22 protein-coding genes are annotated in these 23,289 nt (G+C 42.9%); 1 reads left to right on the top strand and 21 read right to left on the bottom strand.

All coding sequences use genetic code 11. The features are described from left to right. Nucleotides 1-9 precede the first annotated feature (9 nt). The 5 genes from G4417_RS01380 to infC form a co-directional block, all read right to left on the bottom strand. Complete coding sequence (locus G4417_RS01380; protein ID WP_008706530.1) at nucleotides 10-897, bottom strand: branched-chain amino acid ABC transporter permease; 888 nt, start codon at nucleotides 895-897, stop codon at nucleotides 10-12. 248 nt (nucleotides 898-1,145) lie between these two features. Next, on the bottom strand, nucleotides 1,146-2,300 hold the full coding sequence (locus G4417_RS01375) for an ABC transporter substrate-binding protein (RefSeq protein WP_020993610.1): 1,155 nt from the start codon (nucleotides 2,298-2,300) through the stop codon (nucleotides 1,146-1,148). A 435-nt stretch (nucleotides 2,301-2,735) separates the two neighbouring features. Next, nucleotides 2,736-3,092 carry a 50S ribosomal protein L20 gene (gene rplT, locus G4417_RS01370; RefSeq protein ID WP_008706527.1) on the bottom strand — a complete coding sequence of 119 codons (357 nt, stop codon included), beginning with the start codon at nucleotides 3,090-3,092 and terminating at the stop codon, nucleotides 2,736-2,738. Between the two features lie 47 nt (nucleotides 3,093-3,139). Then, nucleotides 3,140-3,337 carry a 50S ribosomal protein L35 gene (gene rpmI / locus G4417_RS01365; RefSeq protein ID WP_008706525.1) on the bottom strand — a complete coding sequence of 66 codons (198 nt, stop codon included), beginning with the start codon at nucleotides 3,335-3,337 and terminating at the stop codon, nucleotides 3,140-3,142. 35 nt (nucleotides 3,338-3,372) lie between these two features. Continuing rightward, nucleotides 3,373-3,867 (bottom strand): translation initiation factor IF-3, encoded by a 495-nt coding sequence (gene infC, locus G4417_RS01360; protein WP_008706524.1) that lies wholly within the window; start codon nucleotides 3,865-3,867, stop codon nucleotides 3,373-3,375. Nucleotides 3,868-4,303: 436 nt separating this feature from the next. Between infC and G4417_RS01355 the strand changes: the two genes are divergently transcribed. Beyond that, nucleotides 4,304-4,633, top strand: a complete 330-nt coding sequence (locus tag G4417_RS01355) for a DUF1540 domain-containing protein (RefSeq protein WP_173682360.1) — start codon at nucleotides 4,304-4,306, stop codon at nucleotides 4,631-4,633. Nucleotides 4,634-4,782: 149 nt separating this feature from the next. Here the strand turns inward: G4417_RS01355 and ftsZ are convergent, their stop codons facing one another. The 16 genes from ftsZ to rsgA form a co-directional block, all read right to left on the bottom strand. Continuing rightward, entirely contained in the window at nucleotides 4,783-5,955 is a 1,173-nt protein-coding gene (ftsZ, locus tag G4417_RS01350; RefSeq protein WP_173682394.1) for a cell division protein FtsZ, read from the bottom strand. Between the two features lie 170 nt (nucleotides 5,956-6,125). Next, complete coding sequence (locus G4417_RS01345) at nucleotides 6,126-7,268, bottom strand: cell division protein FtsQ/DivIB (RefSeq protein WP_173682359.1); 1,143 nt, start codon at nucleotides 7,266-7,268, stop codon at nucleotides 6,126-6,128. Nucleotides 7,269-7,326: 58 nt separating this feature from the next. After that, nucleotides 7,327-8,571 (bottom strand): UDP-N-acetylglucosamine 1-carboxyvinyltransferase, encoded by a 1,245-nt coding sequence (murA, locus tag G4417_RS01340; RefSeq protein ID WP_173682358.1) that lies wholly within the window; start codon nucleotides 8,569-8,571, stop codon nucleotides 7,327-7,329. Between the two features lie 120 nt (nucleotides 8,572-8,691). After that, nucleotides 8,692-9,789: an FtsW/RodA/SpoVE family cell cycle protein gene (locus G4417_RS01335; RefSeq protein ID WP_173682357.1), complete on the bottom strand. Its 1,098-nt coding sequence runs from the start codon at nucleotides 9,787-9,789 to the stop codon at nucleotides 8,692-8,694. 84 nt (nucleotides 9,790-9,873) lie between these two features. Then, nucleotides 9,874-11,229 (bottom strand): UDP-N-acetylmuramoyl-L-alanine--D-glutamate ligase, encoded by a 1,356-nt coding sequence (gene murD, locus G4417_RS01330; protein ID WP_173682356.1) that lies wholly within the window; start codon nucleotides 11,227-11,229, stop codon nucleotides 9,874-9,876. A gap of 25 nt (nucleotides 11,230-11,254) precedes the next feature. Beyond that, nucleotides 11,255-12,211, bottom strand: coding sequence for a phospho-N-acetylmuramoyl-pentapeptide-transferase (gene mraY, locus G4417_RS01325; RefSeq protein ID WP_173682355.1), 957 nt, complete (start codon nucleotides 12,209-12,211; stop codon nucleotides 11,255-11,257). Between the two features lie 109 nt (nucleotides 12,212-12,320). After that, nucleotides 12,321-14,099 (bottom strand): peptidoglycan D,D-transpeptidase FtsI family protein, encoded by a 1,779-nt coding sequence (locus tag G4417_RS01320; protein ID WP_173682354.1) that lies wholly within the window; start codon nucleotides 14,097-14,099, stop codon nucleotides 12,321-12,323. Between the two features lie 66 nt (nucleotides 14,100-14,165). Further along, a complete protein-coding gene (locus G4417_RS01315; RefSeq protein WP_173682393.1) occupies nucleotides 14,166-16,349 on the bottom strand; it encodes a peptidoglycan D,D-transpeptidase FtsI family protein in 2,184 nt (727 codons plus the stop codon). A 65-nt stretch (nucleotides 16,350-16,414) separates the two neighbouring features. Then, nucleotides 16,415-16,993: a hypothetical protein gene (locus G4417_RS01310; protein ID WP_173682353.1), complete on the bottom strand. Its 579-nt coding sequence runs from the start codon at nucleotides 16,991-16,993 to the stop codon at nucleotides 16,415-16,417. A gap of 15 nt (nucleotides 16,994-17,008) precedes the next feature. Continuing rightward, complete coding sequence (gene rsmH, locus G4417_RS01305; RefSeq protein ID WP_173682352.1) at nucleotides 17,009-17,944, bottom strand: 16S rRNA (cytosine(1402)-N(4))-methyltransferase RsmH; 936 nt, start codon at nucleotides 17,942-17,944, stop codon at nucleotides 17,009-17,011. A 51-nt stretch (nucleotides 17,945-17,995) separates the two neighbouring features. Further along, nucleotides 17,996-18,427 carry a division/cell wall cluster transcriptional repressor MraZ gene (gene mraZ, locus G4417_RS01300; RefSeq protein ID WP_173682351.1) on the bottom strand — a complete coding sequence of 144 codons (432 nt, stop codon included), beginning with the start codon at nucleotides 18,425-18,427 and terminating at the stop codon, nucleotides 17,996-17,998. 294 nt (nucleotides 18,428-18,721) lie between these two features. Then, on the bottom strand, nucleotides 18,722-19,678 hold the full coding sequence (gene lgt, locus G4417_RS01295; RefSeq protein ID WP_243268895.1) for a prolipoprotein diacylglyceryl transferase: 957 nt from the start codon (nucleotides 19,676-19,678) through the stop codon (nucleotides 18,722-18,724). Between the two features lie 20 nt (nucleotides 19,679-19,698). Further along, nucleotides 19,699-20,796 (bottom strand): redox-regulated ATPase YchF, encoded by a 1,098-nt coding sequence (gene ychF, locus G4417_RS01290; RefSeq protein WP_173682349.1) that lies wholly within the window; start codon nucleotides 20,794-20,796, stop codon nucleotides 19,699-19,701. A 189-nt stretch (nucleotides 20,797-20,985) separates the two neighbouring features. Next, on the bottom strand, nucleotides 20,986-21,732 hold the full coding sequence (locus tag G4417_RS01285; RefSeq protein WP_173682348.1) for a thiamine diphosphokinase: 747 nt from the start codon (nucleotides 21,730-21,732) through the stop codon (nucleotides 20,986-20,988). Between the two features lie 4 nt (nucleotides 21,733-21,736). Continuing rightward, nucleotides 21,737-22,411, bottom strand: coding sequence for a ribulose-phosphate 3-epimerase (gene rpe, locus G4417_RS01280; RefSeq protein ID WP_334296868.1), 675 nt, complete (start codon nucleotides 22,409-22,411; stop codon nucleotides 21,737-21,739). After that, entirely contained in the window at nucleotides 22,411-23,289 is an 879-nt protein-coding gene (gene rsgA, locus G4417_RS01275; protein ID WP_173682346.1) for a ribosome small subunit-dependent GTPase A, read from the bottom strand. Before rsgA ends, rpe begins: the two co-directional genes overlap by 1 nt.

Here is a 23,289-nt window from a genome sequence, read left to right as displayed (position 1 = left end):
TCTGCCACCTCACACTTTCTCCTGAATGTTCTTACCAAGAATACCGGTAGGTTTCACAACCAGAACCACGATCAGAACACCGAATACAATGGCATCTGCCATCTGTGAAGAGATATATGCCTTACCAAAAATCTCCAGGATACCCAGAACAACACCTCCGATAAAGGCTCCCGGGATAGATCCGATACCGCCAAATACAGCTGCAACGAATGCTTTGATACCAGGCATAGCACCTGTATATGGTGTCAAAGACGGGTATGCAGAGCAGAGAAGCACACCTGCGATTGCTGCAAGTCCGGAACCGATCGCAAAAGTAATGGAGATTGTTTTGTTTACGTTAATACCCATTAACTGGGCAGCGCCTTTATCCTCAGATACGGCAAGCATTGCCTGTCCTGTTTTTGTCTTGCTGATAAAGAGCATCAGACCTGCCATGATCAGGATACCACCGATAATGGTTACGATGGTTACACCAGTGATCACGATAGAACCACCTGCAAGTTTCAGGGATGGAAGACTGATCACGTTACTGAATGATTTGGTATCTGCTCCCCAGATCAGAAGGGCCACGTTCTGAAGCAGGTAGCTGACACCAATTGCTGTGATCAGAACAGCCAGAGGTGAAGCTGCATTACGCAGTGGTCGATACGCAACGCCTTCGATCACAACGCCCATGAGTGTACAGATGATAATGGACAGCAGGATGGCTAAAATCGGATTTAATCCCATGCCGCTGACTGCGACATAAACTACATAAGAGCCGACCATGATAACATCTCCATGAGCGAAGTTCAGCATTTTAGCGATTCCGTATACCATGGTATAACCAAGGGCGATGATCGCATATACACTTCCGAGGCTGATACCACTGATAAGATATGATATAAAACTACTCATAGAAGTCTTTCCTTTCTTATATTTAAATAATTTTATTGTGTGTAAAACTGGCAGATTTGCCTTTAGCGAAATCTGTCTTGTTTATTTTGCCAAAAGTAAATCTGTCATTAACGCATTAATGTAATAACGTATTAGGCAACAGGGCTGTCTGCATAATTCAGACAGCCCCGTTGGCATGCAACCATTGTCCACTCCAGGAACAATCGCATTTTATTTCTTATGAAATCTTTTCAGTTATTTCAATTTCATTATTCCATTGCTGCGTAAGCACCATCTTTGATTTCTACAGCTTTCGGAGCTTTGTTCGGCTCACCGTCTTCTGTCCATGTGATCTCGTCACCTGTAACACCTTCAAGTGTGATCTCGGTCATGCCTTTTTCAAGTGCTGCACAGATATCTGCAACATCCATGTCTGCTTTTACATCTTCTTTTTCTGCTGCTGCTTTGACTGCGTATACTGCATCATAAGCATCTGCTGCGAACTGGTTTGGTGTGTCTTTGTAAGCATCTTTGTATGCTTTTACAAAGTTCTGGGTTTTCTCATCTGTAGAATCTGCTGCAAATGGTGTAAGAAGCATCAGCCCCTCTGCAAGAGATGTATCAAAGTTTTCTACACCAAGGATACCGTCCATACCGTCGCATCCGAAGAATTTAGTTTCAAATCCCATGCTGTCTGCCTGTGCAAGGATCAGGGAAGCTTCTGTATAATAAATCGGAAGGAATACTAATTCAGCACCACCGTCTTTTGCTTTCTGAAGCTGTACGGAGAAGTCTTTATTGTTATCAGCAGTGAATGCTTCGGAAGATACGATTTCAATACCCTGATTAGCTGCTTCTGCTGTGAAGTTCTGTGTGATACCTGATGAATATACATCAGAGCTATCGTAGATAATAGCTACTTTTGTAGCAAGTTTATGCTCTCCAATGTACTGAGCTGCTGCAGTACCCTGGTTCGGGTCAGAGAAGCATACACGGAATACGTTCGGATTAGCAACACACTCTGTTGCAGATCCGGATGGAGTAAGCTGGAACATATTGTCTGCTGCTGTTTCATTTGCTACAGCTACACAAGGTGTGGAAGTAACTGTACCAACCAGGATGTTCATTCCCCAGTCTTTTAATGCGTTGTAAGCGTTCAGGGTTTTCTCAGCATCGTTTTCATCATCTTCAAATTTGAACTCTACCTGATATCCGTTGATTCCGCCGTCTTCGTTTACTTCATTGATTGCAAGCTCTGTTGCATTCTTTACAGCCTGTCCATAGATTGCTGCTGCTCCGGTTACAGGTCCGATTCCACCGATCTTAAATGTAGCATCGTCTGCAAATACAGATACAGGTGCAACTGTTGACATTACCATTGCTGCTGCCGCAGTAACACTGATGATTTTTTTCAGGTTTTTCATAATAAAATCCTCCTTATATTTTGTCAGTCCTTTCGTCCCTCTTACGGCTCATAAGGTTAGCTTCCGTTACCATTCATTCCACCTGGTACATCATTTTTGATGTGCTAAATTCCGCAAGTTCATTTATTATGTAGAGGAACTGAAAAGTAACAAAAAGCCAACTGGGTTCCCAGCCGGCTTTGGCTTCCACTGACACTTTAATATGTTGCTGTTTTGAATTATATCACCATATATTTGACCATGCAAGAAAAACTTTATGGAAATTTAAGATTTTTCCGTCTTTCATGGACACTTGACCGCACCGCACACGCAATTTTATCCCATTCATCGAAAAATACATCAAAAAAGGTACACACAGAAACCGTAACAATTTCTATGTGTACCTCAAAATTCTGATTTAATTTATCAAATCTTATATCTCTCTAAAATCGCCAATTATGCGATTGCTTTTTTAGCGATCTCAGCAAGTGCTGCAAATCCTTCTGCATCGTTCACTGCAAGTTCAGCAAGCATCTTTCTGTTGATGTCGATGTTTGCAACTTTCAGTCCGTGCATCAGTTTGCTGTAGGATAATCCGTTCATTCTTGCTGCTGCATTGATACGTGCGATCCAGAGCTGTCTGAACTGACGTTTTTTCTGTTTTCTTCCTGCGTAGGAGCTTGTAAGTGCTCTCATTACAGACTGCTTAGCAACTCTATACTGTTTGGAACGGGCTCCTCTGTAACCTTTTGCCAGTTTTAATGTACGATTATGTTTTTTCTTTGCGTTTAATCCGCCTTTAATTCTTGCCATTTCTTAAATTTCCTCCTGTACGTCTATCTTCAAATGATGAATGCTTCTTATAAATACGGTAATGCTTTCTTCATGCTCTTAACATTAGTAGCATCAACAACAGTAGATTTTCTCAGATTTCTTTTTCTCTTCTGAGATTTCTTTGTTAAGATATGGCTCTTATAAGCTTTATTTCTTACTAATTTTCCTGTACCTGTTTTTTTGAAACGCTTTGCTGCTGCTCTGCAAGTTTTAATTTTTGGCATTGTTAATTCCTCCTTAAACTGTATCTCTATTATATTTAACGTTTTTCCGTTAAAAACATGGTCATGCTTCTGCCTTCAACCTTCGGTGCCTTCTCCACTGTTGCCACGTCTGCAAGCTGTTTTGCAAAATCATCGAGTACATGTCTGCTGCTTGCCATATGTGCCATTTCTCGTCCACGGAAACGTAATGTTACCTTTACTCTGTCACCCTTGGAGAGGAACTTTCTGGCGGCGTTGACTTTCGTATTCAGGTCATTGGTATCAATGTTTGGAGAAAGTCGCACTTCTTTGACATCGATGGTCTTCTGCTTCTTCTTGGCTTCTTTTTCTTTTCTTGCAAGCTCATAACGGTATTTACCATAATCGATGATCTTACATACCGGCGGTTTCGCCTGCGGGGCAATTTTTACCAGGTCAAGCCCTGCCTCCTGAGCTTTGAACATTGCTTCTTTCGCGGACATGATTCCAAGCTGTTCTCCGTCCGAACCGATTAAGCGTACCTCTTTGTCTCTGATCTGTTCGTTAATCATTAAATTGCTAATTGTAGTGCACCTCCATACCTGTTAGATAGATTCTAATGACTTCTCGTCGCCCTCATTTACATAAAAAAAGCGTGGACAAAATCCACACTCCGTTATCACACTGCTGATATCTTTTCTTCCTGATCCGCTGGAACAATCTCCTTATTCCTGTCAGCCTTAAATACCAGTCTTCTCTGTGCAATATAAACCCAAGCCGCTAAATCAAATGCGCTGAGGTGAGAGTGGAACTCTGCTTTGTTTTCTTACGTACTTGTATAAGATACCATGTTCAGTCTGCTACGTCAAGTACTTTTTGCATTTTCTTTAATTTTTTTCAGACCTCATGTATATTTCCTCCCAAACTGCACATCCTATCTCCGAAACTTATTCAATGTAACTGTTCAATATTGAATGGTTATCTCAGATTTTCCAGGAGGATAACACTATGACAATTCTTAAATGTTCAGCAATGACCTGTGTTTACAACAAAGAACAGCTCTGTTCAAAAGGTGATATTGACGTGACAGGTGAAAATGCCACCTCTGCAAATGAGACAAGCTGTGGCAGTTTCCGAGAGAGAACCGACAGTTCCATGAAAGACAGCTACACAGATGGCTGCGGCTGCGACAAAATCCAGATTGACTGCAAAGCCCACAACTGTACCTATAATGACAACTGCAAATGTACAGCATCCTCCATTCAGGTAGACGGCTCCAATGCACATGCATCTTCCGATACAAGATGTGACACTTTCCAGTGCCATTGTGGTGCATAATATCAACACCATGGCAACAGGATTTTCACCCGTATATCAGGGATAATTATCTTCCCTGATCCAGTCAAAAAAGAGACATGTCCATCTACATGGGATATGTCTCTTTTGTCTGTCTGTAAATTATTTCACTGCAAAACAGTTTGATAATCCTATCTGTTTCTTAAGAAATCCGGAATCTGGATGTCTTTCTTCTGAACAGTACTGGACGGAGCCTTAGATGCTCCGAACGGTGTGGCATTCATAGTCGGAAGGCTGAAGCTAGGCATGTTCATACCGCTTCCTGCTGTAGTTCCGGCTGTTGCTGTACCTGCTGTGGAAGAAGGTCTTCTTGCACCAAAGGAAGAAGCTGTGCTTCTTTTTCCGAAAGGGGTCTGCTGAAGATTATCATCATTCAGACCTGTTGCGATTACTGTGATTCTGCAGTAGTCTGCAACTGTATCATCATACATGGCACCAAAGATGATGTTTGCTTCCTCACCTGTAAGCTCCTGTACATAGCTTGCAGCATCATTGGCATCCATAAGAGAAATATCTCCGGAAATATTGATGATAACATGTGTAGCACCCTTGATGGTTGTCTCAAGAAGTGGAGAAGATACGGCCTGCTGTACAGCTTCCATAGCTTTGTCATCTCCTCGTGCCTCACCAATACCAATGTGAGCGATTCCCTTGTCTGTCATTACAGTCTGAACATCTGCAAAGTCAAGGTTGATCAGTGCCGGCAGGTTGATCAGGTCTGTGATACCCTGCACTGCCTGCTGCAGAACTTCGTCAGCCTTCTTCAGTGCTTCCGGCATAGTTGTTCTGCGGTCTACAACTTCCAGTAATTTATCATTCGGGATAACGATTAATGTATCCACTGCTTTCTTCAGATTCTCAATGCCTGCAAGTGCATTGTTCATACGAGTTCTTGCCTCAAAACGGAAAGGTTTTGTAACAACACCAACTGTAAGGATACCCATTTCTTTCGCTGCCGCTGCGATAACAGGTGCAGCTCCGGTTCCGGTTCCGCCTCCCATACCACAGGTAACGAATACCATATCCGCACCTTCCATTAACTGTTTTACTTCTTCAATGCTCTCCTCTGCTGCTTTCTGTCCAACCTCAGGCTGGGCTCCTGCGCCAAGACCTTTGGTAATCTTCTCGCCAATCTGAAGTACAGTTGGAGCTTTGCACAGAGTTAAAGCCTGCTTATCAGTATTAACACCTACAAACTCTACTCCGCCGATGGCCTCTTCCACCATTCTGTTTACTGCATTATTTCCGGCTCCACCTACACCGATCACTATGATCTTGGCAGATGATTCAGCCTCGTTTGACATAATCTCTAACAACGTACTTCCTCCTTTATTTATACCTGATATCCTTTTCAGTGATTTATATCAAAGTTACATATAGATATATCATATATTTTTTTTAAGAATTAATCAACCATTAATTTTGTTTTTTTATACTTTTTTCACTCTTTTTCGGCAATTCTGGGAGAATGCTGTTAATATCCTTCAGAATCATCTCCGGAATAATCACTGGAATAATCTCCGTTATCTTCCGTATAATCACCATCTCCGCCTAAACTGCTTTCATCATATGATGTATCGTCTGCTCCGTCTCCTGAAGTATCAGACCACTGGCTGTCTGTGGAGTTCTCATCCCCGGAACCATCTCCTGACTCATCATCTGCCGCATCCAGAGATTCCTGCGTAGGCTTCGATCCCACATAATTGCCGGATTCGTCATATTCACCGGCTCCAGTATAATCCCCCTCTTCATCATAGCCGCCGTTCCAGTTCTCGATTGCTTCCTCAAGGGCAGTTTTCGGTTTTGCACCTACATAGTTGCCATCCTCGTCATACTCGCCGTCTCCGGTATAATTACCCTCTTCATCATAGCCTCCATTCCAGCTTTCAGCAGTAACTTCTTCCTGTTCCTGTTCTTCTTCAAAGGTATTGGAATCTGTAGCCACACTTTCCATATGAAGAATGCCCTTCTTTCCCTGAATCTGTGGCAGGATTGCTATCACACGGTTCATCTTCTCTTCAAGATCAACATCTTTCCCAAGCTGAACTGTAACATCTCCGTAGATCAGACTGATAGAATAACTGCTGTCAAACTGAATATGATCCGGGATCATATCATTCTTCTGAAAAATTGTAGACAATGCCACGGCTGTATTCAGTACAGTATCTCCCCTGATATCCAGTTTCTCATCCATCACAATACTGTTCACCTGAATTCCGTCAAAATAGGGAACCGTCTCATCTCTGTTCTGAGAACCTTCCACAAAAATACCATTTCTATCAAAATAAATATAACTATCCAGATAACGGATACAGCCTACTGCCTTTTTCTCTTTTACGCTGATACAGATAGTATTGCGGTTTAACTGGGTAACCTTAAACGCATCTACATATGCAATATCATCTGTGTTTGTGGTACTGTAGATCAAAGGCGCAAGGACCGAATTTGAAGCCATCGGTCCCCGAAGCACCATATTCTTTACCTCTTCATCTGTATAATGGGAAGTTCCCCTGATTTCTACAGAATCCACCTTATAATAGGAAAAAAAGATTATCACAGCAACTAAAATCCCTGTTCCTATCACACCCGCCATTATCTTCTTCGATTTTTTACTCATGGGAGGTTTTTTTCCATAATTACTCTTTCTCATAAATCCTCATGTCCTCTGCTTCAGACTACCATATTTCGCATCCCAAAGTCCGCAGATCTTCACAGATATGTTCATATCCTCTGCTGATGAATCCGGCTTTTTTTACACAGGTTTCTCCTTCTGCCATAAGTGCGGCAATGATCAGTGCAGCACCTCCCCTGAGGTCTCCTGCCTGTACCTGTGTTCCTGTAAGAGTTTTTCCGCCTCTTATGATTGCCTGATTCCCGCTTACCGAAATATCTGCGCCCATTTTTTTCATTTGAAAAGCACTGCCAAATCTCCGGTCAAAAATGTTCTCCCTGATCACACTCTGCCCCTGTACTCCTGTCAGCACTGCCATCAGCGGAGCCTGCAGATCCGTAGGAAATCCCGGATAAATTTCTGTTTCCACCAAAGCAGCCGGTCTGACCGCGTTCTTTCCATTGACCTCTAGTGTACCACCATTCACTTGATATTGTCCACCTATTTTCCGATATACTTCCAGGAACGCCTGTAATTCCTCCACAGGTACATTCCGAAGAATAATCTCACTTTTTGCTGCTGCGGCTGCGCACAGATACGTGCCTGCAACAATACGGTCCGGAGGAACACGGTAATCTCCATCTTTCAGTTCCTCCACTCCTCTGATCATAATTTCTCCGGTTTTCTCTCCTTCTATCAGCGCTCCCATTGTTTTCAGATATCTGCAGAGCCAGAAAACCTCCGGTTCTTTCGCACAATTGTAAAGATGTGTTACACCTTTTGCAAGAACTGACGCCAGTATGGCCTGCTGTGTGGCTCCCACACTTGATTTTGGAAACACGATATCCTGCCCTGTGAATCTGACGCATTCTCCATCCAGTCCCAATGCATTTTCCCGGATATCTGCGCCCAGTGCCCTCAATGCCATAAGATGAAGATCTATCGGTCTCTTCCCTATGGTACATCCCCCCGGATACCCTATCCTGCACTTTCTGTTCCTGGCAAGTACTGCACCTGCCAGAATAATCGAAGAACGCATTCTGCCTGTATAAACTGCCGAAATCTCTGTTTTGTCTGCACAGGAACAGTCCAGGTAAAGATCATGGTCTTCCCACCATGTTGCTGCTCCAAGACTTCTCAGGATCTCTTCCATACAGAATACATCAGAAATTCTCGGGCAGCCTCTCAGAACACTTATCCCTCTGTGCATCAGAGATGCCGCTATCATCGGAAGTGCTGCATTTTTAGAACCCTGTATAAAAAGCTCTCCGCTGAGAGAACATTTACCTGTCACATGGATCTCATCCAAACTTTTACTCCTAAAGAGTCTCTTACTTTACAGTTTATGGTCTTTCCTATTATATGTTACGTCCTTATGAAACCTGTAATCTTCCCTGTTCCGGTATATCTCTCCATGACTCAGGACATTTCAGATCATTCTGTCACATTTCCCAACATTCATCGCAAGTCCCATTTCCCCCAGAAGAAACACCACCGATGTTCCTCCATAGCTGATAAATGGCAGCGTGATTCCTGTATTTGGAATTGTATTGGTTACCACCGCAATATTCAGAATAACCTGAATAGCCAGATGCCCCATGATTCCACAGCAGATAAGAGCACCCGCCAGATCTTTTGCATGCATGGCTGCCACCCCCAGTCTCCACAGAAGCATTGCAAACATAAAAATCAGAAAGATGGCTCCGGCTACTCCCATTTCCTCACATATAATGGAGAAAATCATATCATTTTGTGCTTCCGGAACAAATCCCAGCTTCTGCAGACTGTTTCCGAAACCTCTGCCAAATATTCCGCCGCTGCCAATGGCATACAGCCCCTGGATTGTCTGAAATCCCTTTTCATACTTCTCCGGATTTCTCCAGATTGCAAGACGTTCCAGGCGATAGCTCTCTGCTGCCAGAAAAATGGCTATAAACCCCACACCTGCACTGCCAAGCCCGACAAATTCCAAATATCCGGGATTTGATGCAAAGACCAGGATTCCTCCGATACCCAGAATAATAATCGCTGTGCTCAGATTATTGGAACCTACCAGACCAACGATTGGAAGCAGAGTCAGCATTGTCCTGCACATAAATCCCAACCCCTTAGTCGCTTTTTTTGTATGTTCAATCTGCCATGCAAGAAAAAGGATCACAGCCACTTTTGCAAACTCTGAAGGCTGAAAAGATAAAGGTCCGAGATTCAGCCATCTTCTGGAACCATTAATTTCCTGTCCTACCAGAAGTACCGCGCCGGATAAAAACATAGAAATCAGGTATGCCACAGGTCCCAGTTTCAGGAAAAAATGATAATCAATAGAAGAAACCAGATACATCACTCCCATCCCAAGTGCTGTGGCAAATAACTGCTTTTTAAAATAACAGGCAGAGTCGCCGAAACGTACTCTGCCATTATATTCACTCGTGCTGAGAAGCACTGCAAGCCCGAAAACTGCAAGCCCAATCACAAGCACAAGCATCGTTATATCTGTTTTTGAAAAATCTGCTGCTTTTTTTCGCGTCATCTATTTCTCCGTAAATCCTCTGCGGCACTTCAGAAGACCTTATCTGTCTGCTTCATGCCTGCAGGTATCTTACTTATAGATATTCTACAGATTTCTTACATATTCCTTGAACATATCTCCACGCTGTTCATAATTGTCAAACTGTCCCCAGCTTGCACATGCAGGAGAAAGCAAAACTGCATCTCCTGGCTGCGCCTTTTCGGCGCATACCTTTACTGCTTCTTTCAGATTTTCACAGAGGATAATATCATGGAAACCATGCTTCTCAGCTGTCTCTTTGATTTTCTCTTTTGTCTGTCCGATCAGAACCAGATAACGTACTTTTCCGTCAAATGCTTCAATCCATTCATCATAAGCGGACTGTTTGTCATAACCGCCGCCGATCAGAAGTGTAGGGCGGTTCATTGCCTGGATTCCCTTGATAGCTGCATCCGGATTGGTTCCCTTGGAATCATTATAATATGCAACGCCATTCTTCTCTGTCACATATTCAATCCTGTGTGCAACTGCTGTGAATTCGCAGATACTCTTACGGATGCTGTCCATGGATACTCCATCGTAGTAAGCCATTGCAACTGCTGCCATAACATTCTCAAAGTTGTGTCTGCCAAGAAGTTTCAGATCTTCTGTCTTAACTACTTCAACCTCTTTTTCTCTATCCTTCAGGATAATTTTATTTCCATCCAGATAAATTCCCTCATCCAGTTTGCGCTCGCTGGAGAAATATACCACTCTCGGAGTCAGATGTTCTCCGAATTTACGCAGTACCTCATCTTCATAATTCAGTACGCACACATCCTCTGTACCCTGATTCTCAGTGATCATCTCTTTCACACGTATATACTCTTCCATTGTATGATGACGGTTCAGATGATCCTCTGTAATATTCAGGATTGCAGATACCTTTGGCGCAAACTCATCAATAGTTTCAAGCTGAAAGCTGCTTATCTCTGCAACAGTTACAGAGTTTGGTTTCATCTCCAGTGCCCTGGAAGTATATGGAGTTCCGATATTTCCAACTACAAAAACAGACTCACGCGCATCCTGCATGATTTTTCCAAGAAGTGCTGTTGTAGTGGTCTTTCCGTTTGTACCTGTAATAGCAAGCACTTCGCCGTCACCCGCCCTGTATGCCAGTTCTACTTCTCCCCATACCGGGAGTCCCTGCTCATAAAAGCTCTTTACAAGCGGAATATCTGTTGGCACTCCAGGACTTAAAACTACCAGATCAAGGCTATCCTGTACTTCTTTCGGAAGTTCCCCTGCATATACAGTGACCGGATATGTACCGTCTGTTTTATGTACAACTGCGTCTTTATCTATTTCTGCATTTCCATCATAGATAACCGGAAATGCTCCCACTTTTGCAAGAAGGTCAGATGCTCCGATCCCGCTTTTTCCGGAACCGAATACAAGTACCTTTTTTCCCTGTAATTCCATAATAAATTTCCTTCCTTTTACAATGTTACAATGCCAGCAGCGCGATCATACACATAACTGCCGTAATAACTGAGAACACTGCAACCACGCGTGTCTCAGACCATCCACATAATTCAAAATGATGATGGATCGGTGCCATCTTAAAGATACGTTTTCCATGAGTCGCCTTAAAATAAGTTACCTGAATGATAACAGAAAGTACTTCAACCAGATAGATCAGTCCTACGATCAGGATAAATAACGGCATCTGCATCACATAAGCCGTACCTGCCACGAAACCTCCCAGTGCCAGAGAACCGGTGTCTCCCATGAATACCTTTGCCGGATATACATTAAACAGCAGAAATCCCATCAGACCTCCCACAACAGCACCTGTAATCGGCTCAATCCCTGATTTCATTCCAATAGAAACTACTGTAAAGAATACCGCAACGATCAGAGTCACACTGGAAGCAAGTCCATCAAGACCATCTGTAAAGTTGACTCCGTTTACAGTACCGATCACTGCAAAGAAAAGTACCGGAACAGCCAGCCATCCAAGGTTCAGAAAATGTCCGCTCCAGAACGGAATTCTCATAGTCAGTGAAATATCTGTATACTTAATAATGTAAAATACAAAAATCGCAGTCAGAACTACCTGAAGAGAAAATTTCTGCCATGGAAGCAATCCGTCTGAACGTTTCAGCACTACCTTCAGATAATCATCCAGGAAGCCGATAATTCCAAAACCAAGGGTCAGGAACAATACCGGAATGATCTTCGGATAGTCCCCTACATAAAATAACGCAGTTACTGCTGTGGCGATCAGAAAGATCACTCCACCCATTGTAGGAGTTCCTGCCTTCTTTAAATGGGACTGTACGCCCTCTGTTCTTTCTGTCTGGCCCATCTTCAGCTTCCTGAGAAAAGGAATGATGACCGGCCCTAATACAACGCTGATCGCAAAAGAGATCAGCACAGGGATTACAACTTGAAATTCCATCTCACACCTCGTTTATTCTTTTGTTTTTTTACTGAAAGTATTCGGCTTTCAGATTTCTTTTAGTATAAGGCTTTTTTGCTTATTTATCAACCCTGCCTGCGGAATTTCCCTAATTGCCTTCAACGACAGGATCCAGAGTATTGCTTTTTTCAATCCCAAGATATGGAAGTATATTCTCAAATATACTTCGGATCACCGGTGCTGCTATCGTTCCTCCGTAATAAATACCTTTTGGATCATGGATAATGCATAGCCCAAGTACCTGCGGATCATCTGCAGGTGCAAATCCCAGAAAGGATGAAATATAACGGTTTGCGCTTCTGGGCAATGTCTGGGAAGTGGCAGTTTTCCCGCCAATAGCATACCCTTCGATTTTTGCATTTTTCCCTGAACCCTGAGACACCACTGTTTCCAGTATTTTTCTTATTTCTCCTGACGTTTTCTCAGATACGATTCCATCCTTCACCGGAAAGATTAGTTTTTCACCCTCTGTTCTGTCAGAATTTAAAACTGCAACTCCAAAATGCGGTGTCACCCGCCTGCCTCCGTTTATCAGCGAGCTTACTGTAGCAGCCAGCTGGACAGGTGTGATCTGGAAAGACTGACCAAAGGAAACAGTTGCCAGTTCCACTTCCCCCATATTTTTCATCTGATGCATGATAGTTTTCGCTTCTCCCGGAAGATCTGCCCCGGTTTTATCCAGAAGTCCAAACTGTCGGAAATATTTATAATAACGGTCTGTTCCAAGCCGAAGCCCTACCTCGATAAACACAGGGTTGCAGGAATTCTGTGCTCCTTCCACAAAATTCTGGGAACCATGTCCTGTTCTTTTTGCACAGTGGATCCTGCGGTCCTCAACCACTTTATATCCCGGACAGTAGAAACGGTCTTTTGGTGAAACGACACCTGCCTCCAGTCCGGCCGCCATGGTAATGATCTTAAATGTAGAACCAGGTTCATACGTGTCATTCAAGCAGGGATTTCTCCACATCTGATTCAGTAATTCCTGTTTTCTTTCTGTATCTGTTTTCCCTGCTGTCCGTATCCGGGATTGAATCTTCAGATCATCCGTCAGAGCAAACGGATCATTCAGGTCAAATTCCGGCACATTGACACATGCATATATTTCGCCATTTTGGGGATTCATCAGCAGAATGGATACTCGCTCGGCCTGTTTTTCTTCCATCACTTTCAAAGCTGCCTGCTGTGCAAATTTCTGGATATTCGCATCAAGACTGATCATCAGGGTTTTTCCATCTGTCGGATCTTCCCTGGCCTCACCCAGTTTATCGATTTCCACTCCTCTGGCATCTGTTGTTGTCAGGATTTTGCCCGGCTTTCCTTTCAGGATATCTTCATATTTTACTTCTAGACCGATAATTCCCTGATTATCGCCGCCTGTAAAACCAATGACTTTCGATGCCAGACTTCCCAATGGATAGTAACGTCTGTAATCCTCATCAACCTTCACACCTGCCAGATTACTCTCCCTTATCTCATCCCCTGTACTTTTTTCCACATTTGTCTTTACTCTTTCTATAGAAGAAATCTTCTCTACTCTTTTGCGCACTTCTGCCTCATCCATTTCCAGTTTTTCAGACAGCAGAGCGATCACTTTCTCAGGTTCTTTAATCTGGCTGTGGATCACAGAGATTGTGCACACTGTCCTGTTTGATGCCAGAACTCTTCCCTTTGCATCCAGAATCTCTCCTCTGGCAGCTTTGATATCACGCTCTCTTTCATGAAGTTCCTTTGCCTTCTCATAATAATAATCTGATCTGAAACACATAAGATATACCAGTCTGCCCATGAGTCCCACCATCAGCAACATACAGCCGAGTAATACCACCCATACTTTTTTCTTATGAAATGTCATGTTTTTTTTCATAAAAAACTCCGCAGAGATCGTCATAACAATATATGACTGTCCTCTGCGGAACTATACTATACCATCTTATTCCAGACCGGCTTCCTCATTGGTAATGCCCTCTGTCTCTGCATTATTATCTTCAGTTGTCTCAGCTTCATCATCCTCCAGAGGCGCAGGTGCATCCGGATTGGATACCGCATCTCCCGATGAATCTGTATCCGTACTTCCTGCTGCACTGACCAGATTGGTAGACATCTTATAATTGCCCTCCTCATCCAGTATGTGATCTCCGTTGGCATCCAGCAGATATCCGTTTTCATCAATCCGGTTTCCATCCCAGTCAATCAGATTGCCATCCGCATCTACCAGATTGCCATTGCTGTCAAGTTCACTGTCTGATATGGAAATACTCTTTAAGTGCCCCTTAAATCCTTCCCACAGTTCCGTTTCCGGTACTGTTCCATCATCAGATTCATCTGGCGTTACATTCAGATAAGGCAGAAGCTCAGAAAGGATTCCCTGTGCAATATACTGTGGATAAGTACTGTTTGCCTGATCCTCTACATTCGGTTCATCTACAACCACATAGATCACTACAGCCGGATCATCTACAGGTGCGAACCCGATAAAGGAAACCAGATATTTTCCATTTCCTCGAGGATATTTCTCCGCTGTACCTGTTTTACCACCAGAACTGTAACCCTGTACCTTGGAATGACGGCTGGTACCCTGCTGTACACTCAACGCCATGTAACTTCTGATATCACTGGAAATTCTGGATGAAATCGTCTGTTTCAGAAGTATCGGGGAAATTGTTTTTACAGTTCCGCCATTGCTGTCCAGAATCTTTGTCACAAGATGTGGCTGATAATAATATCCGCCATTGATAACAGAACTCATTGCATTGATTTCCTGAATCATAGTACAGGTGAAACCCTGTCCAAAAGCTGAACATGCCAGTTCTGTTTCTCCCATGGAATCTTTCGTATGAATAATACCCGCGCCCTCATTCGGCAGGTCGATTCCTGTCCTTGTTCCGAAATTAAACAGACTCTGTGCCTTGATGAACTGTGTTGCCCCCATCTTTGCACCAATCTGCATCATCGCATCATTACAGGAGTTTGCGATTACTTCCCCCAGTGTCTCTGTACCATGCGCACTTGGATAAACCGCACACTTGATCATCGTATCTCCGAAAGTCTGGGCACCATCGCATACAAATGTATCCGTTTCCTGTATTGCACCTTTCTCCAGTGCTGAAGCCATAACGATCGGCTTTACAACAGATCCCGGCTCATAGGCATCTGTGACACAGAAATTACTCCACATACCATTCAGGGCTTCTACTGTTTCCACATCATTCATTGCTTTGATTTCATCTTCTGAATATAAATTTGATAAATCTCTGGGATTATTCAGATCATAGCGGTCGCCGCCATCCATTGCAATAATCTCACCCGTAGACGGATCCTCAACAATGACTCCTATATTCTTGGCACCCATTGCCTCTGTAAATCCATTTACATATTTCTCCACGATCTGCTGCGCGCCGATATCAATGCTGGTCTGAATACTTTTTCCATTTGCCGCAGCAATAATAGTCTGCTCTACATCCGAATCGTCATTAATATAACCATACTGTCTTCCATCCACACCTGTCAGTGTACTGTTATAATACCCTTCCAGTCCGCTGTCTGCCACATCTCTGTCCAGAGCAAATCCAATCGTATCACATGCGGTTTCATTAAATGGATAACTTCTCAGATAATCCTCTTCAAACCAGACACCTTTGATATTTGCCCGTTCCTTTGCCTGGGCTTTCGTCAGTCCGGAATCTTCGTCCTCTGCCTTATATTTATCAAATTCTTTCTTTTTTTCCATGGACAGTTGTTTTATCAGTATCTGATACTGGCTCTGGCTGGTTCTTGAATCTGACAAAAGAGAACGGACTGTTTCTTCATCAATTCCCAACACTTCATTTAATGCCCTGATTGTCGGCTCCACATAATCCTCATCCGAATTTACTGTTTTGCAGTCCAGTATTACATTGTAAACCTTGTTACTGGTAGCCAGTATATTTCCATTTTTATCATAAATATCGCCTCTTTTGGCAGGCAATACCTGGCTTTCATATTTCTGTTGCGCCTGGCTTAATACCTGCTTCTTATATTTGCTGCCGCTGGTAGCATTAATATAAGTAATTCTCAGTATTAATATTACTAAAGCCAGTAATACTATTCCAAATAGCATTGCCAGCTTTTTTTTCATACTGTGATTTATTTTTCTCTGCGGTCTTCTTCGACTCTTTCTTCCTGTATTGCTCAACTAATCACCTACTTTGAATCTGGTATATCCTGATACTGTCTTACATAGCTGTTTCCGGATGTAGAATAGGTTACTGTCTGATCATCTGACGGATATTTCATACCCAGTCTCCCCAATGCGATCTGCTTGATCTTATTCAAATCTACATTGGATGTTACCTGGCTGTAATATGCATCATTGTCTTCTTTTAAATCTGCCAGTTCCTCCTCAAGAGTTGCAACTGTACTCATCTTTGCAGTAATTTCTGACTTGTAGCGAAGGTATTTCACGGAACAGAACAATATCGCCACGCATACAACTGCCAGAAATGCCACAAATCCCCAGTTCATTGCAGTTGCTTTCTGTCGGTTCTTCTGTGCTTCCCGGCTTACCTGACGTTTCTGCTTTGGTACCTGTGCAGGACTTGCCTGCACTCTTCGGTTTCGGTTAGTCTGCTGTCTTCCCGGATTCTGTCTTCCTGGCTGTCTCGTCCTCTCCGGAACTTCTGCAAGACGTCTGACCGTATTTCCGTCAACATACGTTCCTCTGTTAGTTCTGGCATTGGTCCTGCTTCTTCTTGCTGTTTCACTCCTGGTCGTTTTCGCCATTTCATGCCTCTCTAATTATAATACTCTCTCAAAAATCCGAAGCTTTGCACTCTTGGAGCGCGGATTCTCTTCCATCTCTGTCTCCCCTGGAAGAATCGGCTTTCTTGTGATCACTTTTCCTTTTGATTTCTTCCCGCATACACATACAGGAAAGTCCGAAGGACAGGTACATGGATTCTCATTTTTTCTGAAAATCGTCTTAACAATTCTGTCCTCCAGAGAATGGAAAGTGATAATGCAAAGTCTTCCGCCGTCATCAAGGATATCGATCATTCCGTCCAGGGAATCTCTCAGCACATCAAGTTCTCTGTTAAGCTCGATGCGGATTGCCTGAAATGTTCTCTTTGCCGGATGTCCTGACTTCACCTGCATCTTCATGGGAATAGATTCCCTGATGATCTCTGTCAGTTCTCCGGTGGTAGTGATCGGTTTCACCTGTCTGGCTGCAACAATATGTTTTGCAATATTTTTTGCAAATTTATCTTCGCCGTAATCACGAATAATACGGTATAATTCTTTTTCTTCATAGCCATTGACAATATCACTGGCTGTCTGCGTCTGGCGCTGATCCATACGCATATCGAGCGGTGCATCTACTCTGTAGGTAAAACCGCGTTCTTCATTGTCAAGCTGATAGGAAGATACCCCAAGGTCAAGGAGAATCCCATCTACTTTATGGATGCCTCTTGCTGCCAGTTCCTGTACCATGTAACAATAATTGCTGCGAATGATCGTCGCCTGTTTATAGGGGGCTAACCTCTCACTCGCAGCAATTATCGCATCCTGGTCTTGATCTATGCCAATAAATCTCCCCTTGGCAGAAAGTTTCCTGCATACCTCACTGGCATGCCCTGCACCTCCTAAAGTGCCATCCACGTAGATTCCGTCCGGTCTGATATTCAGACCTTCGATGGTCTCTTCCAGTAATACAGATTTGTGTTTAAATTCCATCTCCGTCTCCTGTCTGGATTTACTTTTGCAAGATACTTCGGATGAGACCTGTCAGATTGTGATTCCCATGTCCTGCATGCTCTCTGCAATACTGTCCATGTCGTCATAATTGCAGATCTCGCTCCACTTTTCTTTGCTCCAAACTTCAATTCTGTTCAGATTACCTGTCAGAACCACATCTTTCTCCAGACCGGCAAATTCGCGCAGCGTCTGCGGCACAAGAATTCGCCCCTGCCTGTCCAGTTCACATGTAGTTGCTCCGGCTACAAAGAATCGTGAAAAAGTTCTGGCATTTTTATTTGTAAGTGGTAAGGATCTGAGCTTCATTTCAAAGGATTCCCATTCATCCATCGGATAAATGTAAAGACAACCATCAAGCCCTTTTGTCAGAACGAACTCTTCCCCTAAGAGTTCTCTGAATTTAGAAGGAATGATCAGACGCCCCTTCGCGTCGATCGTGTGGTTATACTCTCCCATGAACATGTTACTCACCTACTCTCGCAAAATCTGAATCTCCCCTTCAGATTTCTCAGGTGGTAATGGATTCTACCGTTATTCCCCCACTCACCACCACTATTCACCACTTTCTACCACTTATGTGCTTATTCTAAACTATTTAGGCTGAAAAAACAAGGGGGAGAAAAAGATTTTTAAAATTTAGAACTCTGTTAACATTTATGAAACAACCTTATTTTTACAGAAAAAATGGGCTTTTATACGCAAAAAGTGGGTTGAAATTCCACTTTCAACCCACTTATCTTTCAGATGTATGTTTTTTTACTGCTCTTCTTCTGAATTTGTGGGAGAAGTTCCCACATTTACAGTAATTTCTTTTTTCTCTTCCTCACTCAGAAATTTTCTTCTTCTCTGTCTGCGTATAACTGCTCTTTTCTGCACCATCACGCAACGTACAATCACAGTCGTCATAAAAACAACAAACAGTACAGCGGAAATCACCATTGAAATTCCCACTTTTGTTCCCGGAATGTAAAGCTTATCTGTTCTGATCCATTCACAGAAAAATCTTCCAAATCCATAACCGGCCAGATAGATCATAAACAGTTCGCCTTCATATTTTTTCTTTCGGCGAAGAGCCATCAACAGCAGCAATAGTAACAGGCACCATAGACTTTCATAGAGGAAAACCGGCTGAACCTGAATATAGGAAATCCCATTTATGGTCAGTAGATTATCTCTCATTGCTCCCGATACCTCTCCTGAACGCACCACAGAAACAGGGATCTGCATGACCCATGGAAGATTTGCATATTCTCCAAAGGATTCTCTGTTAAAAAAGTTACCCCATCGTCCTATAACCTGCCCCAGAAGTATTCCGGGACATGCAATATCAGCACTCTGCCAGAATGACATTTTTGTAATCCTGCAAAATACTGCTGCCGCAAGGAATCCGGCCAGAAGCCCGCCGTATAAAGCATAACCGCCATTTCGAAAATCCAGTATTGCATTCAGATTTTCTTTATAAAATCCCCACGAAAAAGCCACATAAAACAATCTGGAACCTACCACTGAAAACAGCAGAGAAATAAGCATCATATCCAGATACCTGTTCTGGTCTTCCCCATTTCGTTTCGCTTCAAGTGTTACAAGTCCCATTCCAAGAAGAGCACCCACAGCGATCAGCACTCCATATATGGTAAATTCCATCCCAAATATCATAAATGAGCGCGGCACATAATCAAAGACCAGTCCGGGTCCGGGAAAACGTATCGACATTTCCATAAATCACCTGTTTATCATACATTGAAGCGGAACAAGATCACATCTCCATCCTGTACAACGTATTCTTTACCTTCCATTCTTACAAGACCTTTTTCTCTGGCACCTGCGTAAGAACCACAGTCCAGAAGATCCTGGTAATTTACAACCTCAGCTTTGATAAATCCTCTTTCAAAATCTGTATGGATCTTACCTGCCGCCTGCGGAGCCTTTGTTCCGATTTTAATCGTCCATGCTCTTGTCTCATCTTCACCGGCAGTAAGGAAACTCATCAGTCCCAGCAGATGATAGCTTGCTTTTACAAGCTTCTCAAGTCCTGACTCCTTCAGTCCCAGATCCTCAAGGAACATCTTTTTCTCATCATCATCCAGTTCGGAAATCTCTTCTTCAATTTCTGCACAGATCACAAAAATCTCACTGTTCTGCTCTGCAGCATATTTACGTACTGCCTGTACATGTTCATTGCTCTCACCATCATCAGCCAGATCTCCCTCTGCAACGTTCGCAGCATAGATCACAGGTTTCCATGTAAGCAGATTGTAAGTAGCCATCCATGCTTCTTCATCTTCGTTTTCCAGTTCCAGGGTAATCGCCATCCCGCCATCTTCCAGATGTGCTTTTACCTTCTGAAGGAAATCAAGTTCTTTGGCAGCCTCTTTATCCATACGTGCTGTCTTTGTAACTTTGGCGATTCTTCTTTCAAGAATCTCAAGGTCTGAGAAGATCAGTTCCAGATTGATGGTTTCAATATCACGAAGCGGATCAATGCTTCCATCTACATGGATCACATTGGAATCCTCAAAGCAGCGCACTACATGAACGATTGCATCTACCTCACGAATGTTTGCAAGGAACTGATTTCCAAGTCCCTCTCCCTTGGATGCTCCCTTTACAAGTCCTGCAATATCCACGAACTCGATCACAGCAGGTGTCACTTTCTTTGAATGATAAAAATCCCCAAGAAGCTTCAGTCTCTCATCCGGAACTGTAACAACGCCCACATTCGGATCAATGGTACAGAATGGATAGTTTGCTGATTCTGCTCCTGCTTTTGTCAGTGAATTAAATAATGTACTTTTTCCAACGTTCGGCAATCCGACGATTCCTAATTTCATATCTCTAAATATCTCCTTTAAATGTATTAATCTTACAGTATTTTCAAATGTTTCTATTGCGCTTTCATTATTTTAGCATAACCACTTACTATGTGCAAGTACGGCATTACTACGGTCACCCGGCATGAAATGGATGATAATCTGATAATAATTCCCGTTAAAATGCATTTGGCAGAACTGCTATGGCTGTTAATCCTGTGCCATGATCATAAGCAGCGTTCCTGATCGATAAGTGACTTTTGCCTTTTCACTGACAATCTCATTACTTACCGTCAGTCCGCTGTCTGCTGTTGTCAGATGATAATTATCAAGAGAATATTTAAATCCCTCCAGTGTCAGTCCTGTCACATCTCCTCCAAGTGGAAAAAATGATACATATTTTCCAAACTGTTCTGACTTTTTTATGATTTCTCCATCTGAAACAAGTTTCATATAATTATACTGATCTGCCAGTATTACTTCCGTTTCCTGTTTCTTTGCCAGAACCAGAAGACCGAAATTGGCCATCAGATGATCCACTCTGTTTCCGGTCACTCCAAGGACCATAATCTTCTTCGCACCATTTTGAATCGCATAATTCATGGCAGACTGTGTATCTGAATCATCTTTTTCCGGTCTCAAACGAATAACTGTTATCTCTTTTGCTTCATCTCTGAAACTCTTCTGCACCTTCCAACCCATCATCCCGCCATAAGGGATTTCTCCATTTCCGCTTCCCTTCTCATGAATTTCAAGAAAACCTCTTCCTTCTTCTGAAAGGCTGTCAAAATCTCCTATCGCCACATCCGGCAGGAGCTGATGTTCCAGAAAAAACTCCAGTCCTCTGTCCGCTGCAATCAGACATATTTTTTCATTTTCTTTGATCTTCTTTTCCAAAAAATCGAGGGCAAAATCACTCTGGATATCGCCCCCGCTTACAATTATTGTATCTGTCATGTCCTCAGTCAATCCTTCTTATGATCTCATCCATTCGTCTTCTGGCATGTTTTACATTTTTCTCCAGATCGCCTCTGAATACATAAGAACCTGCTACCAGCAGATTTGCCCCTGCTGTGAGTACTGTTTCCATTGTCTCATCATTGATTCCGCCATCAACCTGAACATCAACATCCAGATCTTCGGCATCGATCAGTTCACGTACTTCCCTGATCTTCTCTGTACATTCCTCCATATACTTCTGACCGCCAAATCCGGGCTGTACAGTCATGATCAGCACCATATCCACATCCCTGAGCATATGGCTGATATCATTAACAGGTGTTGCCGGTTTGATTGAAATCCCCACTTTCACACCTGCCTCACGAATCTGCTCGATCGTTCTTTCAAGATCTTCACACGCTTCCGCATGTACTGTAATAGAATCAGCTCCACATTCCACAAAATCTCTGATATATCTCTCAGGCTCTGTAACCATAAGATGTACATCAAAAAACATCTTTGATTCCTTTCGGATAGATTTTATCACCGGCATCCCAAAAGAAATACTCGGTACAAAATCACCATCCATAACATCAATATGAAGCCATTCAATCCCCTCTTTTTCCAGGGTTTTGATCTGTTCGCCCAAACGGTTAAAATCTGCCGACAAAATAGAAGGGCACAACTGATACATAATTAGAATCTCCTTTTCTCTTTTAATTCATTATAAAGTGCCAGATAATCTTCATATCGAAGCTGGCTGATCTCATGTTCCTCCAGTGCTGCCTTCACACCACAGTCCGGTTCATGGATATGTCTGCATCCCTGAAACCTGCATTTTTCTTCATACCTGCGAAATTCCGGGAAATAATCTTTTAACTCCTGTTCCTCTATATCTGTCAGATATAAAGAAGAAAATCCCGGTGTATCCATCAGATAAGTATCATGTCCCACCGGTATTACCTGAGAATGACGTGTTGTATGCTTTCCACGTTTCAGCTTCTTACTTATCTCTCCGGTTTCCATCTGCACATTCTCCTGCAATGCATTGGTGATTGAAGATTTTCCCACACCGGAAGGTCCTGCAACTACGGTTGTCTTTCCTTTCAGGATTCTGCGTATCTCATCCAGTCCCTCTCCACTGAAAGTACTGGAAAAGATCACATCATATCCACAGCTCTTATAGGTTTCATATAAAAGTTCCAGTTCTTCCTGTTTTGCAAGATCTTTCTTGTTAAAACATATAACTGCCGGAACATTTTCTTTCTCCATCATGATCAGGAAACGGTCAAGCAACATAAAATTGGGTTTCGGATTCTCCATTGCAAAAATCACAAAAGCCTGATCCACATTGGCAACTGCCGGACGTATCAGTGAATTTTTTCTGGGAAGGATGGCAGTCACACTGCCTTCCTTTCCCTGTTCATCCAGAACCTCTATCTCCACATTATCCCCTACAAGAGGTTTCTGTTTATCTTTTCTGAATATTCCCTTTGCCTTGCATTCATAAATCTCATCATTTTCAGCATAGATGTAATAAAATCCTGCAATTCCTTTGATTATCTTTCCCTGCAT

Source organism: Blautia wexlerae (assembly GCF_013300825.1).
GTDB lineage: Bacteria > Bacillota > Clostridia > Lachnospirales > Lachnospiraceae > Blautia_A > Blautia_A wexlerae_B.
The sequence above is the reverse complement of the archived record's forward strand: the minus strand, read 5'-3'. Positions and strand labels throughout refer to the sequence as shown.